11 protein-coding genes are annotated in these 16,292 nt (G+C 65.2%); 7 read left to right on the top strand and 4 right to left on the bottom strand.

The window, feature by feature from the left end; translation table 11 throughout:
- Window positions 1-115: 115 nt before the first annotated feature.
- Window positions 116-832, bottom strand: a complete 717-nt coding sequence (locus VGN46_RS11510; RefSeq protein ID WP_331643825.1) for a response regulator transcription factor — start codon at window positions 830-832, stop codon at window positions 116-118.
- Between the two features lie 172 nt (window positions 833-1,004).
- Window positions 1,005-1,601 carry a TetR/AcrR family transcriptional regulator gene (locus tag VGN46_RS11505; protein WP_331643824.1) on the bottom strand — a complete coding sequence of 199 codons (597 nt, stop codon included), beginning with the start codon at window positions 1,599-1,601 and terminating at the stop codon, window positions 1,005-1,007.
- A gap of 159 nt (window positions 1,602-1,760) precedes the next feature.
- Between VGN46_RS11505 and VGN46_RS11500 the strand changes: the two genes are divergently transcribed.
- The 7 genes from VGN46_RS11500 (at window position 1,761) to VGN46_RS11470 (ending at window position 14,094) form a co-directional block, all read left to right on the top strand.
- The gene (locus tag VGN46_RS11500) at window positions 1,761-3,191 is read left to right on the top strand and encodes an alpha/beta fold hydrolase (RefSeq protein ID WP_331643823.1); all 1,431 of its coding nucleotides are present in this window, start codon (window positions 1,761-1,763) and stop codon (window positions 3,189-3,191) included.
- Window positions 3,188-3,958 carry an SDR family oxidoreductase gene (locus VGN46_RS11495; protein WP_331643822.1) on the top strand — a complete coding sequence of 257 codons (771 nt, stop codon included), beginning with the start codon at window positions 3,188-3,190 and terminating at the stop codon, window positions 3,956-3,958. Before VGN46_RS11500 ends, VGN46_RS11495 begins: the two co-directional genes overlap by 4 nt.
- Window positions 3,959-4,159: 201 nt before the next feature.
- Window positions 4,160-5,302 (top strand): hypothetical protein, encoded by a 1,143-nt coding sequence (locus tag VGN46_RS11490; protein WP_331643821.1) that lies wholly within the window; start codon window positions 4,160-4,162, stop codon window positions 5,300-5,302.
- Entirely contained in the window at window positions 5,299-6,504 is a 1,206-nt protein-coding gene (locus VGN46_RS11485) for an efflux RND transporter periplasmic adaptor subunit (RefSeq protein WP_331643820.1), read from the top strand. The genes VGN46_RS11490 and VGN46_RS11485 overlap by 4 nt, the downstream gene beginning before the upstream one ends.
- Window positions 6,501-9,608 (top strand): efflux RND transporter permease subunit, encoded by a 3,108-nt coding sequence (locus VGN46_RS11480; RefSeq protein WP_331643819.1) that lies wholly within the window; start codon window positions 6,501-6,503, stop codon window positions 9,606-9,608. The genes VGN46_RS11485 and VGN46_RS11480 overlap by 4 nt, the downstream gene beginning before the upstream one ends.
- Window positions 9,605-12,721, top strand: a complete 3,117-nt coding sequence (locus VGN46_RS11475; protein WP_331643818.1) for an efflux RND transporter permease subunit — start codon at window positions 9,605-9,607, stop codon at window positions 12,719-12,721. The genes VGN46_RS11480 and VGN46_RS11475 overlap by 4 nt, the downstream gene beginning before the upstream one ends.
- On the top strand, window positions 12,718-14,094 hold the full coding sequence (locus VGN46_RS11470) for an efflux transporter outer membrane subunit (RefSeq protein WP_331643817.1): 1,377 nt from the start codon (window positions 12,718-12,720) through the stop codon (window positions 14,092-14,094). The genes VGN46_RS11475 and VGN46_RS11470 overlap by 4 nt, the downstream gene beginning before the upstream one ends.
- Here VGN46_RS11470 and VGN46_RS11465 read toward each other — a convergent pair.
- Together VGN46_RS11465 and VGN46_RS11460 are read right to left on the bottom strand one after the other, a co-directional pair.
- On the bottom strand, window positions 14,091-14,930 hold the full coding sequence (locus VGN46_RS11465; protein ID WP_331643816.1) for a hypothetical protein: 840 nt from the start codon (window positions 14,928-14,930) through the stop codon (window positions 14,091-14,093). The two genes, VGN46_RS11470 and VGN46_RS11465, sit on opposite strands and share 4 nt — an antisense overlap.
- A complete protein-coding gene (locus VGN46_RS11460) occupies window positions 14,927-16,264 on the bottom strand; it encodes a lipopolysaccharide biosynthesis protein (protein WP_331643815.1) in 1,338 nt (445 codons plus the stop codon). Before VGN46_RS11460 ends, VGN46_RS11465 begins: the two co-directional genes overlap by 4 nt.
- Window positions 16,265-16,292 lie beyond the last annotated feature (28 nt).

Here is a 16,292-nt window from a genome sequence, read left to right as displayed (position 1 = left end):
GCACCCGCACGGCACACGTTCGTGCGGGCGGACCAGACTAACTTTACGTCCGCAGGAAAGTCACACACGCTCGAATGGCGCGGTTCTCACCGGTTTCTCACGACCGGCGCGCACTTCAGGCTGCAAGGATGTAGCCAGTCCCATGCACCGCGTTGAGCGGAAGGGGCTCGCCGAGCGCAGCTAGTACTTTTCGACGTAAGCGATGCACCATCGAATCCAGCCGGTGTGGATCGAAAGCGTGGACATCGTCGGTGAGCGAGGCGATCAGGGATTCGCGTGAGACGACCTCATCCGCGTGCTGGAGCATGGCTTCGAGGAGTCGGCGTTCGCTCTTGGTCAGCATGACCTGCGCGCCATGGGGCGATAGCAAGAACCACTCGTCGGTACTCAATGCCCAGCGCCCGCGCGGGCGTGGTGCCATCGCGGGGTGCAGGCGGCGGGCGACGCTGTACAAGGTCGCCACCAACACATCGATCTCCACCGGCTTGGCCAGGTACGCATCCGCGCCTTCAAACAAGCAGCGCACACGGTCAGCCGTATCGCCGCGGCCGGTGAGGATGACGATACCAGCGGCTGGCAATGTGGCGCGGAGCGAACGCGCTACCGCGAAGCCATCGCCATCGGGCAAGCCGATGTCCAGTACGAACATATCCGGCGCATCGTGTTTGACCAGTGCGTGAAGTTCGTTCGCACTGCCGGTCGCCGTAACCTCGAAACCGAACTGCGCCAGTTTCGGCGCCAGGATCCGGTCACGCAGCAGCGCGTCATCATCAAGGAGGGCAAGCCGTAAAGGCCGCGCAGGTATACCGGTGTCGGGGTTCAATATCGTCACGGCGTGGCCTCGATATGCACCGGAGCCGCCGCCGCGGCCCCCGAGAAATCTTGACGCTCCGCGCGCACAAAAGCCATGGGTCACACGAACAAAATTCGCAAAGCGTGACGATGATTCAGATCGTGAGATATCGCAAATCCTTGCGATCTTATGGATGGCTAGATGACCCGCGCTAGCGAGTGGCGGAAGGGGCTTTCTTGCCTGCTGACGAGACATCCCTCGCGAGATCCTGCAGTGCATCCATCGCGCGATTGTAGGGACCCACGTCGCCGTTTGCGGCCTGTAGGAGCAGCGCACCCTGCAACCTCGCTACCCAGTCTTCAGCAAATGCACGCGCGTCGCTCGCTGCCTGGCCACTTTCACGCGCCAGTGTCTCGATCGCCTCGATCCATGACGCGAACGCCAGTTGCAGATCGAGACGCGCCGGCGCACCGATCGGGGAGGTCGCGAGGCGCCCTAGCAGGCAACCCGAATGTCCACTGGCATAGATCTGGTCGAGCGTGGTGATGATCTTGCGCACGCGGGTTTTCAGCGTGCCCGTACCGGTCGCGATCGCCCGGACATCGTTGTCGATGATCGAGCGCGCACGTTCCAGCACCGCCTTGGCCATCTGCTCCTTCCCCTCGGGAAAGTAGTGATAAAGGCTCGAGCGGCCGAGTCCCGTGGCGCGAGAAAGGTCCGAAAGCGATGCGCCTTCGAACCCGTGGTCACGAAACACGGAAAACAGTGCATCGAGGATCTCGCTGCTGGGGGCTTGAGCGGGGCGCATGGGTGACCCTTCTTGGAATGGACCGTTCGGTACAGGCCAAGGGTAGGGGCAAGCCAAGCTCGAAACAATGGTTGACAAGCTCAATTAATCGTAGTTAGTGTACCGACCGTTCGGTTCATTAATAGCGAACACCCCCTGTCTTCCTCCGAGGTTTGCCCCATGAGCGCACAGACCACCCATCGCCATATCGCCGTTACCGACCCCGGCACCGGGTCCGTCCTGAACCTGTTTTATCGGGAGGCGGGCCCCAGGCACGCCCCCGCCGTACTGCTGCTCCATGGGTTTCCCACGTCCAGCCACCAGTACCGCGGACTGATCGAGCGTCTCGCGACGAAGTACCGGGTTATCGCGCCTGACTTGCCCGGCTTCGGTTTCTCCGATGCGCCTGATGCGAACAGCTTTGGCTACACCTTCGATCATCTCGCCCAGGTCATGGGGGCGTTCACCGACGCGGTAGGGCTCGAGCGTTACGCGCTTTATCTGTTTGACTACGGCGCACCGGTAGGTTTCCGGCTGGCGGCAGCGCATCCTGCTCGCGTGACGGCGCTGATTTCCCAGAATGGCAACGCCTACGAGGAGGGGCTCAGCGATGGATGGAATCCGATTCGCGCTTACTGGCAGGATCCGAGCGACGCGAATCGCTCTGAGCTACGCAGCTTCCTTCAGTCGGGAACGACACAGTTCCAGTACACGCACGGTGAGGCAGATGTGTCGCTGATCGCGCCAGAGAGCTTCACGCTCGACCAGCATTTCCTCGATCGACCGGGCAACGATGACATCCAGTTGGACCTGTTCCGCGACTATCAGTCCAACGTAGCCGCATATCCGGCTTTCCACGCGTATCTCCGGGCGAACCGTCCGGCGCTGCTCGCCGTATGGGGCAAGAACGATCCGTTCTTCGTGCCCGCTGGTGCTGAGGCGTTCCGCCGCGACTTGCCCGATGCCGAAGTTCATTTCGTAGATGCAGGCCACTTCCCGTTGGAAACGCATCTGGATGAGGTGGCGACTGTGGTGCGCGCGTTCCTCGCGCGCACCATCGATACCGAGCACGGGGCAGCGCTTTTCGGCCCACTGGACGCGGCATCGGTCCCGCCGGAAGGCCACGCACACCTGGATACGATGCGTCAGTTCTTCGGCTTCGTACCTGCACTCGGCTATGCGCTCGCGGCGGATCCCGCGGTCGCAGGCGCCTATCTTGGCTGGCTACAGGCGCTAGGCAACAGTTCGCTTGAGCCGGTGGCACAGCAGGTCGCGATGGCTAGCGCGAGCCACGCGAATGCTGCGCCGTACGGGGTGGCCGTCCATGCGACGCTGGCCGGTGCGTTGGGCGCCTCTGCATCCGTACAGCAAGCACTTCGCAAGGGCACCGCGCTGGATGAGCCGAAGCTCGAGGCTGTCCGCCGCTTCGCCACCGCCGTCGTCGCTAAGCGCACCCAGGTATCGGATGCCGACATTGCCGAGGTGAAAGCGGCTGGCTTCGATCGGGGGGCCATCGTCGCCATCGTCATGGCCGTGGCTGGCAAAACGCTGGCGAACACGGTGGCTCACTTATCACAGGTCGACATTGACGCAGGATTCCAGCCGAAATGAACACACGTATCGCTATCGTCACTGGGGCAAGCAAGGGCATCGGAAAGGCCGCCGCCATTCGCCTGGCGCGAGATTTCGCCGGCGTCGTCGTGGTCGCACGTACGGCTGAAACGCTCACTGATACGGCTGCGGAGGTGGAGCGGCAGGGCGCGGCATCGCTCGTCATCCCCATCGACCTGAAGGAGCCCGGCGCAGCAGCTGCTGTGGTGGCCAGAACCGTGGAGCGTTTTGGCCGTATCGATGCCCTGGTCAATATTGCCGGCGCCGTTCTCCAGGCTGACCTTTTCAGCATGACCGATGCGGAATGGGATGACGGCATGGCGCTCAAGTTCCATGGCGCACGGCGTCTCACGCTCGCCGCATGGGAAAGCCTGCGGCAACACCAGGGGTCGGTCGTGTTGACCTCAGGGGCAACGGCGCTGGCGCCGAAACCAGCGTTTGCCGCGGTGGGCAGCATCAATGCGGCGATCGCGGCGCTGGCGAAAGCCTTTTCCGAACGCGGTATCGACGATGGCGTGCAGGTGAACAGCCTGTTGCCCGGTCCGGTCATGACCGATCGTCGGCGCAGCATGCTGGCTCGTTATGCGCAGGCGCACGCTATAGATGTCGATGAGGCGAAGACGAAATTCGCCTCCGAGGCGCGCATTTCCCGGTACGGCGAGCCTGAGGAAATCGCTGAACTCATTGCTTTCCTGGTGTCGCCCGCCGCCCGCTGGCTGACCGGATCGGCGGTGCGCATGGATGGCGGCGAATCAAAGGCTATCTAGGTCCATGGCGGGCTGGCGCCTCGCTGGCCCGCTTCCTATACCAATGGGTATACCAAATCCTTACGACCCTCATTACACTTCTCTTTCAGAATTTTCGTGGCCGTCCCGCCCACGATGACGGCTGGGTGCTCTGACAGCGTCCTGGCCGTAGCTCATCGTCCGGCGACGACCTTGCTTCGCTCGATCACCGGACCCCAGATCTTGAACACTCCCACCTCGCTGCGCATCGTTCCGCTTGAAAAGAAGGCGGAACTGGGCCGATTCCTCAAGGTGCCCGGCGCCGTCCTGGGATCTGATCCGAACTGGGTCCAGCCGCTGTTCCTGGAACGCCGCCTGCACCTGGGGGCCAAGACCAACCCCTGGTTCGAACACGCGCGCTGGAAGGGCTGGGTGGCTTACCGCGGCGACCGGCCGGTCGGCCGGATCAGCGCACAGATTGATTACCTGCACCTCGAGCGGTACGAAGATGCGACCGGCTTCTTCGGCATGCTGGACGCCGAGGACAACCCGGAAACGTTCGCCGCGCTGATCGGCGCCGCGGAAGACTGGCTGCGCAGCGAAGGCGTCAAGCGTGTGCGCGGCCCGCTGAGCCTCTCGATCAACGATGAAGTGGGCTTGCTGGTCGATGGCTTCGACACGCCGCCGGTGTTCATGATGGGCCACGCCAAGCCGTATTACGGCGAGCACATCGAGCGTGCGGGGTACACGAAGGCCAAGGATATGCTCGCCTACATGATCGCGCCGGATTTCCCCGCGCCGAAGGTCATGAACCGCTTGCTGCGCAGCTCAAAGCAGAAGATCACCGTGCGTCCGCTGGATAACAAGCGCTACGACGAAGAGCTGGCCACGCTGCGCGAGATCTTCAACGACGCCTGGGCGGATAACTGGGGCTTCGTGCCGTTCACCGAGGCCGAGTTCAAGGACCTGGGCCACAGCCTCAAACTGCTCATCGCGCCCGAGCTGATCCAGATCGCCGAGGTCGATGGCAAGCCGGCGGCATTTATCGCCGCGCTGCCCAACGTCAACGAAGTGATCAAGGATTTCAACGGCAAGCTGCTTCCATTCAACTGGATCAAGCTGCTCTGGGGTTTGAAGAAGCGCTTCCCGAAGTCGTCGCGCGTCCCGTTGATGGGCGTGCGCCGCAGCTTCCACAACACCCCGCTGGGTCCCGGCCTGGCCTTCCTTGTCATCGACGCCGTGCGCCATCATCTGGTGGCCCGCGGGGTTGAGCAGGTCGAGTTGTCCTGGATCCTCGAGGACAATGAAGGCATGCGCAACATCGTCGAGACGATCGGCGGCCGTGACTACAAGCGTTATCGCGTTTACGAGAAGACCATTTCATGAGCAAGCCAGCATCCCGGGTCGGTGTCGTCGTAGGGGTCGTCGCCGTCCTGGTGGCGCTGTTGTGGTGGCTTGGCCATCGAAAGGGTGCGGACAATACGGCAGAGGGGCAACCCGTCGCCGTGGTCACCGCCACGGCCCGGCAGGGCAGCTTCGCGGTGTCGCGTTCACAGCCTGGCACGGTCACTCCGGCCAATAGCGTGGTCGTCCGCAGCCGCGTGGATGGCGAACTCACTCGCGTCGCTTTCACCGGCGGGCAGCAGGTGAAGCAAGGCGATCTGCTCGCTGAAGTCGATCCGCGCGCGTTCCAGGCGCAGCTGCAGCTGGCCAACGGTGACCTCGCGCGTAGCCAGGCCCAGCTCGGCAATGCACAGGAAACCCTGAAGCATTACCAGGCCCTACTGACCCAGGATTCGATCTCGCGCCAGCGCGTGGCGGACCAGCAGGCGCTGGTGAACCAGTACGCCGGCGAGGTGAAATCCGAGCAGGGCCGCATCGGCACCGCGAATCTTCAGCTCGCGAGTACGCGCATCACCTCGCCGATCAGCGGCACGGTGGGCCTGCGCCGGGTCGATCCGGGCAACCTCGTCGGTCCCGCCGATGCGCGTGGCATCGCGGTGGTCACCCAGTCCCAGCCCAGCAAGGTCGTGTTCTCGGTGTCCGTGCAGGACGTCCCGCATGTGCTGGCGCGCCTGCGCGCCGGTACCTGTGTCCCGGTCACGGCGTACGGCGACGATACCGAACAGCCGCTGGCCACGGGTCGCTTATTGGCCGCGAACAACGAGGTCGATCCGGCCACCGGTACGGTGAAGCTTGAAGCCCAGTTCGCGAACGCCAACGGCGAGCTCCTGCCGAACCAGTTCGTGACCGCGAAGCTGCCGGTGGATGTGCTTGCGAGCACCATCCTGGTGCCGACGGCAGCCATTCAACAAGGTGCCGACGGTGCCTTCGTGTACGTCATCGGCGATGACAAGAAAGCGGCTGCCGTGCCAGTGGTCCTCGGCCCGGGCGATACCGGCACGACCGTCATCCGCTCCGGCCTGGCGTCGGGTGCCCATGTGGTCGTGCAGGGAGCGGACCGGCTGCGCGCCGGTACGCTCGTCAATGCCGCGGCTGCTCCTGACGCGCCGGCAGCCGCGCCGGCCACCGCGCCGACGTGCCCGGCCGAGGCGCCCGCTACCGTCGCCACGTCAAGCCGCCCGTGAACCCTTCTCGCCTCTTTATCCTGAGGCCAGTCGCGACATCGCTACTGGCCGTGGCGGTGTTGTTGGTGGGCCTGTTCGGCTACCGCTTCCTCTCAGTCTCCGCACTGCCTGAAGTCGATTTCCCGACGATTGAAGTGGTCACGGCCTATCCGGGCGCCGCGCCGCAGGTGGTGGCCTCGTCGATCACCGCGCCACTGGAACGCCAGCTCGGGCAGATGCCGGGCCTGAACCAGATGGCCTCGACCAGTGCCTCGGGTACCTCGACAATCAGCCTGCGCTTCAACCTCTCGTTGCCGCTCGACGTGGCCGAGCAGGAAGTGCAGGCTGCGATCAATGCGGTCGCGCCTTCGCTGCCGGCGGATATGTCGCAGCCACCGTTGTACCGCAAGGTGAATCCCGCGGATGCGCCGGTGATGACCCTGGCACTGACCTCGCACACCTTGCCGTTGCGTACCTTGCGCGAGCTGGCCGATACGCGCCTGGTGCCCAAGCTCTCGCAGGTATCCGGCGTGGGCCTCGTGAGCATCGATGGCGGCCAGCAGCCGGCGATCGTCGTGCAGGCGGATCCTTCCCGGTTACGCTCACATGGCATGACCCTGGACGACCTGCGCGGCGCGATTCGTGACGCGAACTCGAACCAGGCCAAGGGCAGCCTGGAAGGGCCGGAACGCTCGTCGAACGTCGCGCTTAACCATCCGGTCGATAGCGTGGATGGCTTCCGCGACCTGGTCATCAGCCACCGCGATGGTGCCGTCGTGCGCCTCGGAGACGTGGCCCACGTGAACGATGGCGTGGAGAACACGCGCCAGGCCGCCTGGTCGGGTGATGCACCCGCGATCGTGCTGCGCATCCGCCGCCAGCCCGGTGCGAATGTGGTCGAAGTCGTCGACCGGATCCGCCAGGTGCTGCCGCAGCTGCAGACGACCTTGCCCGCTGCGGTCGATGTCACCACCCTGACCGATCGTACCGAGACCGTGCGCGCCGCCGTGCGCGACGTGCAGATCGAACTGTTGTTCGCGGTCGCGCTGGTCGTGCTGGTGATCTTCCTGTTCCTGGGCAGCGGCACGGCGACGGTGATCCCCGGCGTGGTGGTGCCGTTGTCGTTGATCGGTACGTTCGCGGTCATGTACCTGGCCGGCTTCTCGATCAACAACCTCACCCTGATGGCGCTCATCGTTGCGACCGGCTTCATGGTCGACGATGCGATCGTCATGATCGAAAACATCTCGCGCTATATCGAGGCCGGTGAAGAGCCGCTGGCAGCAGCGCTGAAGGGCGCACGCCAGATCGCCTTCACCATCGTGTCGTTGACGGTGTCGCTCGTGGCCGTGCTTATCCCGCTGCTGTTCATGGGTGGCCTGGTGGGGCGCCTGTTCCGCGAGTTCGCGGTCACGCTGGCGGTGGCGATCCTGATCTCGGGTGTGGTCTCGTTGACGCTTACCCCGATGATGTGCGCGCGCATGCTGCGGCGTACGCCTGAAACCCAGCAGGGGCGCATCGCCCGTGACGGCAAGGCATGGCTCGATGGTGTGCTCGCACGCTACGCGCGCGGGCTGGAATGGGTGCTGGCGCGGCAGCGTGGCACGCTGCTCGCGGTCGCCGCCATGGCGATCCTTGCGATCGGCCTCTACGTGGTGATGCCGCGTGGCCTGTTCCCGGTGCAGGACTCCGGCGACATCCAGGGCATCACCGAAGCATCGCCCACGGTCTCGTTCGCAGCGATGACCCGTCGCCAGCAGGCCCTGACCAAGGTGATCCTGCAGGATCCCGCCGTCGCCAGCGTGGCCTCGTTCATCGGTGGCGAAGGTGGCGCCGCGGCGATCAATACGGGGCAGGTGCTTATCCACCTGAAGCCGCTCGCGCATCGCGATCGCGTACCCACGGTCATGGCGCGCATCGCCGACGCCGCGCGTAAGATCGATGGCATCACCGTGCACCTGCAACCCACCCCGGATCTCACCATCGACGACCGGGTGAGTCGGGGTCAGTATCAGTTCTCGATTGAGAACGCGGATGCCGCGCAACTCGCGCAGGCCGTGCCGCGTATCGTCGAGCCATTGCGAAACGTGCGCGGCCTCACCGGCATCGCCACCGATCAGGACGATCTCGGCCTGCAGGCGTACGTCGAAGTCGATCACGATCTGGCCAGCCGCTATGGGATTACCTCGGCGGCCGTGGGCGATGCGCTGTATAACGCGTTCGGCCAGCGCCAGGTCAGCACCTTGCTGTCGCTGGCCAACCCTCGCCGGGTGATTCTGGAGGCACCACCGAGCCCCGACGGTGCTGCCGGGGCGATTCGCGGCATCTATCTCGCTGGCCAAACCGATGCAGGCGACGGCAAGGCCGAGTCGGGTGACCCATCCAGCTCGCTGGTACCGCTATCGTCCATCGCTCGCGTCAGCGAACGGACGGCGCCACTGGTCGTGACTCGCCTGGATCAGCTCCCGGCCGCGACGGTGTCGTTCAATCTGGCGAAAGGCATGGCGCTGGATGGCGCGATGGCTTCGGTCGAAAAACTGCACAAGCGCCTGAACCTCCCGGCAAGCACGCAGATCCGTTGGGAAGGTGCCGCAGAGGCGTTCGAGGTCTCGCGTGAAGGGCAGCCATGGCTGATCCTTGCCACCCTGATCACGGTGTACATCGTGCTTGGCGTGCTCTACGAGAGCTTCATCCATCCGCTGACGATTCTCTCGACCTTGCCATCGGCAGGTATCGGCGCGTTGCTTGCGTTGTTGATCGGCGGGTTCGAGCTGGATGTGATCTCGCTGATCGGCATCATCCTGTTGATCGGCATCGTGCAGAAGAACGCGATCATGCTGATCGACTTCGCGATCGACGCGCAGCGTCAGCAAGGGCTGAGCCCGCGCGATGCGATCGTACAGGCCAGCATGCTGCGCTTCCGCCCGATCATCATGACCACGCTTGCTGCCATGTTCGGCGCCTTGCCGCTGATGCTCGGTGGCGGTATGGGCGCGGAATTGCGCCACCCGCTGGGCGTTGGCATTTTCTGGGGCCTGGTGGTGAGCCAACTGCTGACCCTGTTCACCACGCCGGTGATCTACCTCGCCTTCGAGCGCGTGGTGCGGGTGAGGCGCGCGGCATGAACGTGTCCCGGGTGTTCATCGATCGACCGGTAGCGACGACGCTGCTGTGCCTGGGTCTGGTGATCGCCGGGTTCTTTGCATGGCGCCTGTTGCCGATCGCATCGATGCCTGAAGTGAACGTGCCGACGATCAAGGTCTCGGCGGCGCTTCCGGGGGCTAGCCCGGCTACGATGGTCTCGGCGGTCGCGACACCGCTGGAGCGTTCGCTAGGGCGGATTGCAGGATTGACTGAGATGACCTCGGTGAACACCGAGGGGCAGACCGATATCCGCCTTACCTTCGACCTGTCGCGCGACACCACCGCGGCGGCGCGCGACGTGCAGGGCGCGATCAACGCGGCGCGCAGCGACCTGCCGCCGGACATGCCGGGCAGCCCGAGCTACCGTGAGGTGAGTTCGGCGGATGCGCCCGTGCTGGTGCTGGCGCTGACCTCGCGGCAGGCGACGGCGGGGCAGATGTATGACGTAGCCTCGACCACATTCAGCCAGACCCTGGCCCAGGTGGATGGCGTGGGTGATGTCGAGCTTGTCGGTGGGTCGGTACCGGCCTTCCGCATTGCACTGGATCCGCAGGCGATGAGCCAGCGCGGCGTCGGTTTCGAAGAGGTGCGCCGTGCGCTGGCGGCGTCCGTTTCCAACCAGCCCACGGGCGTGGCGGAAGTGGAAGATCGTGCTTTTCAGGTCGCGACCAACGGCCAGCTCGATTCGGCTCAGGCCTTCCAGTCGCTGGTCGTCGCCCACCGTGACGGCTCGGTGGTTCGCCTCGGCGACATCGGCCGCGCGACCGCCGACGTGCGCGACCCGCACACCACCGCGCTGGCCAACGGCGAGCCTGCCGTGCTGGCGCTGGTCCGGCACAAGCCGGGCTCCAATACCATCTCGGTGATCGATGGGGTGATGGATCGCTTGCCGGTGTTGCGCGCGTCGCTGCCGGGCGATATGCGTGTGAGCGTTATCGTCGATCGCGCCACGACGGTGCGCGCTTCATTGCGCGGCGCGGAACATACGCTCGCCTTGGCGGTGGTACTGGTGGTTGTGGTGATGCTGCTGTTCCTGCGCGACTGGCGTGCGGCGCTCATCGCCAGCGCGGTGGCACCTATCGCGATGCTGGGCGCCATGATCGTGATGAAGGCGCTCGGCTATAGCCTGGATATTCTTTCGCTCATGGCGCTGACCATCGCGGTGGGCTTCGCCGTGGATGACGCGGTGGTGGTGGTTGAGAACATTTCGCGCCACCTCGAGGCCGGGCTGCCGCCGCGCGAGGCGGCACGCGTAGGCGCAGGTGAAGTCGGCCTTACCGTCGTTTCGATGAGCGCGGTGCTGATCGCCGTGTTCATTCCGATGCTATTGATGGGCGGCTACGTGGGCCTGTTCGTCCGCGAGTTCTCGGTCACCCTGGCAACGGTGATCGCGATCTCGCTGGTGGTATCGCTGACCGTGGTCCCGATGTGGTGCGCGCAATGGCTGCGCCCCGCAAGTGCCACCCGCGTGCATGGCCGCATCTACCAGTGGAGCGAGCGCTCGCTGGAGCGCCTGCAGCAAAGCTATGACAAGAGCCTGGTCTGGGCATTGCGCCACGCGCCGCTGACCATGCTCTCGTTGCTGGCGGTGCTCTGCCTCAGCGTCGTGCTCTATATCGTGGTGCCTAAGGGGTTCTTCCCGCGCCAGGATACGGGCGAGCTGACCGGCGACTTCGACGCGGGTGGCAGCACCTCGTTCGCCGTGGCAAAAGCGCGCCTTGGTGAGTTCATCGAGCTGGTGCGCGCGGATCCGGGCGTGGCCTCGGTGGCGGGTTACCTGGAGCAGAACGATGGCTCGCTGTTCATCACGCTGAAGCCACTGGCCGACCGCGATGCGACCGCTGATGAAGTCGCCGCGCGCCTGAACAAACGCCTGGCCAGCAAGTCGGGTGGCATTTACACGGTGACCTCGGTACAGAACATTCGCGTCGGTGGCCGTCGTAGCCGTTCGTCCAACGAATTCACCCTGCAGGCCGATTCGCCGGCGTTGTTGCGCGAATGGACGCCGCGGGTCGTGCAGGCGATGCTCACCCTGCCGCAGCTGACCAACGTGCATGGCAACGCGGGCAATGTCGGTATTGCTGCCTCGCTGGATATCGATCGCGATACGGCCGCGCAGTTTGGCGTGGGCTATGCACGCGTCGATAGCGTGCTGCGCGATGCGTTCGCCGACCGCCGGGTCACCACGGTCTTTACGCCGACGAGCCAGGTGCCGGTGGTGATGGGCGTGGCGCCGGAGCACGCGCAGTCGGCGGAGGCCTTCGGTCGCCTCACCGTCCCGGCGGCGGGTGGTAGCAGCGTGCCGTTGCTGGCGCTCGGTCACGTGCGACAGTTCGATACGCCGCTCGACATCGCCCATTTCGGCCAGTCGGTCGCGGCTACGATTTCGTTCGATCGCATCCCGGGCGTCTCGCTGGCGCAAGCCTCCCAGCTGATCGAAGGCGCGATGCGCAAGCTCGCGGTACCGACCTCGGTGCGCGGCAGCTACCAGGGCTCCGCCGGTGCCGCGCGCCAGGTCGCCGACAGCGAGCCTGCGCTTATCCTCGGCGCGTTCCTGACCTTGTTCATCGTGCTCGGCGTCCTCTACGAAAGCTATGTGCACCCGCTGACGATCCTGAGCACACTGCCTTCCGCCGCGGTGGGTGCGGTATTCGCGCTCATGCTGTTCCGCACGGATCTGGACGTGATCGCCCTGGTCGGCATCTTCTCGCTCGTAGGCATCGTCATGAAGAACGCCATCATGATGGTGGACTTCGCCCTGGCCGTGGGGCGCGAAGGGCGCCTGACGCCGCTGGAGGCGATCCACGAGGCCTGCCGGCTGCGCTTCCGCCCGATCCTCATGACCTCACTCGCGGTGATGGTCGCGGCCGTACCGCTCGCCATCTCGCGCGGCAATGGCTCGGAAATGCAGCAGCCGCTGGGTATCGCCATGGGCGGCGGCCTCATCGTCAGCCAGGTGTTGACCCTGTACACGACGCCGGTTGTGTACCTTTACCTTGATCGTTTCAGCAGGTGGATAAACCCATGGTTGCAGAGCTTCGGGACCCGACACGACACGGGGTGGTCGACCGACGGCAAGGGACCGCTGGCATGACCGCGCTGCCGCTCTCTTCGCTATGGCGGGCTTTCGCCGCCGCGGGCCTCACGGTCGCGCTGGCCGCGTGCACGGTCGGGCCGGATTATGTGCGTCCCTCCGCGCCGACACCGTCGGCGTTCAAGGAAGCCGGTGCCCACGATGCCCAGGCGGGTGCGGTCGCGCTGCAGGCTGACAAGTGGTGGTCGATCTACGGTGACAGCACGCTGGACGCGCTGGTTTCGCAGGTGAAGGTGAGTAACCAGACACTGGCCGCCTCGGCGGCGCGCGTGCGCGAGGCGCAGGCGCTGGTAACCGTCGCCGGTGGTCCCGCGTATCCCGCCATTGGCGTGGGATCGTTCAAGTCGGGTCGCCGCAACGAGAATGATTTTGGTCTCGGCGTCAGCTGGGACCTGGACCTGTGGGGCCGCATCCGCCGCGATGTGGAATCGCACAAGGCCGCCGCGCAGGCGAGCGAAGCCGACCTCGCTGGCGCCACGCTCTCGATGCAGGCACGGGTCGTGCAAAGCTACTTCGCGCTGCGCGAAGACGATGCGTCGATCGCTTTGCTTGAGCGCGCCGCGGAGGTCGGCACCCGCTGGCACACGATGGTGCAGAACCAGTACACGCAGGGCCAGGCCTCCAGCGCCAACGTCGCGGATGCGCTCGTGCGCGCAAGCTCGGCGCAGCTCCAGCTCGCCGATACGAAGAGTGCCCGTGCCCAGCTCGAACACGCGATCGCCGTGATGCTTGGCAAGACACCGGCGGAGTTCTCGATCGCGCCGGCGCCGTTCGCTGTGAACGTGCCGGCCGTGCCCACCGGCGTCCCCGCGACGCTGCTGGCGCGCCGTCCCGACGTGGTGGCGAGCGAACGGCGCATGGCCGCCGCGAATGCGCGGATCGGTGTCGCCAAGGCAGAGACCTTGCCGTCAATCAGCCTTGCCGCAGGCGTCGGTGTGCGTCGTGGACCGACCGGTACGGTCGATGCCCACGCGCCTCTGTTCGCGGGTGGCAGGCTGGCGGCGGGCGTCGATAACGCTAACGCGGGCTACAGCGAAGCGGTGGCGAACTACCAGCAGACCGTGCTCGATGCGTACCGTGAGGTCGAAGACGGTCTGGTCGTGACCAGCGCGCTGGCCGGTGCGGCACCGCTGCACGCAGAGGCTGCGAAAGCGGCTACGGAATCCGACCGGGTAATGCAGAACCAATACCGCGAAGGTGTCGCTGATTACCCGGCGGTGGTCGATGCGGCGAATGCGGCACTCAACGCCGTGCGTGGTGACCTCGACCTGCGCCGTCGCCGGCTCGATGCCAGCGTGGATCTGATCGTGGCGCTGGGTGGTGGCTGGCAGCCCAAGGCCGAGCCCGCGAAGGACGCAACCGCTGCCCGCTAAAGCGGGTAGTGGGCGATCAGCGATTCCAGCCGGGTGCGCGTCTGCGTCGCGAGCGGCGTAGGCGTGCGGTAGTTGCGGCGGCCGGAGAACGAATCCGCCACCATCTCGTCGTGGCGCGCTCCCATCAGGCCGTTGATCGCGGCCAGGAATCGCGACATCCGGAACGCATGTTCATTCGGCTCAATCGAGCGCACGGTGTCGTAATAAGAGACCTGCATGCTGACGATCTTGCGCACCGTATGGAACTGGTGCCCGGCGAACATCGTGCGACCCATCACTTTCTTCAGGCGGCCGAGCTCAGCACGCTGGTGGCCGACGAAACCGGCTTCGTTATCGAGCTCAATATCGATCAAACCACGGCGAACCATCCGCCATACAGGGCGCGACAGCAGCAGCTTCAGCTTGAGGCCGTGGCGCACGACAGCCCCGCGCTTGCCACCGCGGAACGCATCCTGCAGGTGGCCCATCACGCGCGTCGTCAGGTCGAACACGAAGCCCGAACGGTGCCGCTTGCCATACAGGCGCTGGGCGAAGCGCAGGTGCTTGTAGCGCGCGCGGATGTTCTTGTACTGGATCCGCTCGTCGGCACTGAGGCCCTCGTTGCGGAGCAGCTTCTCGACCAGCAGCAGCATCTCGCCGCGCTTGACGCCGTCTTCCCAGAACTGCAGGCAGAGTGCATAGCAGCGCTCGATCCACTCATCAGGACACGCGAGCACGATGGGATCGGGCAGCTCGACGTGGGCATCGACGACATCGTCGGTATCCACGGCATCGAACAATCGCCGAAGGGTTTCCTTCGGGAATCGCTGCCAGCGCAGGCCGCTGATGCCGTTCATGAGCTTGCTTCCTCAGGCGCGTAAAACGTAAGCGTGTGTCGGTTTTTGTAGGCAGTGAGCGTGGGGACCAGCTGGAACAAGGCCTCAAGGCACGTTCCGCCGAAGTAAGCTACCGCCGCGCCCATGATGCCGTAGGCATGGCTGAGCCCGATGAGCAGCCCCACGTAGACCAGCGCCGCGAGGGCCTGGGCGACCAGTGCGGCGCGCTGGCGGCTGGCGATGTAGAGCAGGGATTCCAGCGGGAAGCCGGCCATGGAGACGACCAGCGCGGCGCACATCACCTGCAGCAGGTCGTACGCCTCCAGATACTGCTGGCCAAACACCGAGTCAATGAGTGGCTTGCCGACGGCGATCACCAGCAGGGCGACCAGCACGCCCAGGCCACCGGCAAGCAGGGCCGAACGCAGGCCGAGCTTCCACGGCTGTACGCTGGCCGGGTCGAGCCGGCGGATCTCCGGGTAGAAGCTCTTTTGCATCAGCGAGGCAGGCGTGCCTGCGGCGTCAAAGAACGTCAACGCGACCTTGAACAGACCGGCGGCGGCGGGCCCCAGCACGATGCCGACCAGCACGTTGCTGCCGGCGTTACGTGCCGACCAGATCGAGTGGGCGAAGTTGGTGGTCCAGACAAAATCCCAGGCACCCTTGATCCGCCGGGCAGCGCTGCCCAGGCGTGGGCGGAAGGCCCCTTCGATCTTCTGGTTGCGCATTTCGCGCACCGCGAACCACCACAAGGTCAGGTCGCCGACCAGGCTGGAGACGTACCAGGTGGCGATGAAGCCGGGGAAGCCGAGGTGGCCGAAATAAGCGATGACGCTGCCGACCGCACGAAGGAACGGCGTGATCGCCTGCTGTACCGCGATGAGGTCGAAACGATCGATCGCACGCAGGATGCCGGTAGGCGTCGCGGCGGTCATCGTCGGGATCAGCGTGCAATAACCCAGCGCCCACCAGAAGTCGCCCGGCGGGATGCCCACCGCGTGGCTGAGGAACGGCAACAGGATCATGCCGCCGATCAGCGCGATGGCGCCGCTGGCCAGGTCCAGGCCAAACGAGAAGCCGACGACGTCGCGGAAGCGGTCGACGTCGTGATGCGCCAGGGCCGGCGTGCCGAACTGGACGACGAACTGCCAGGTCTGGAACTTGACGAAGTCGCTGACGCTCTTGCCGTACGCCTGGACGATGACCAGCACACCGAACAGGGCAGGGTGCATGGCACGGCCCGCGCAGGCGAGCGCAAGCAGGCCGAGCAACGCGCCAACCACGTTACTCGAACCCAGGTAAGCCGCGTTGCGCACGATGGCGCGGAACGCGCCGTCGGAAAACCAGTGCTTCATCGTCGGCGAGCGCTGTGGGCCATGGCCA

It is taken from the genome of Luteibacter sp., from assembly GCF_036500425.1.
Lineage (GTDB): Bacteria > Pseudomonadota > Gammaproteobacteria > Xanthomonadales > Rhodanobacteraceae > Luteibacter.
Note: the sequence above shows the minus strand (reverse complement) of the source record. Positions and strands in the feature narration are given on the sequence as shown.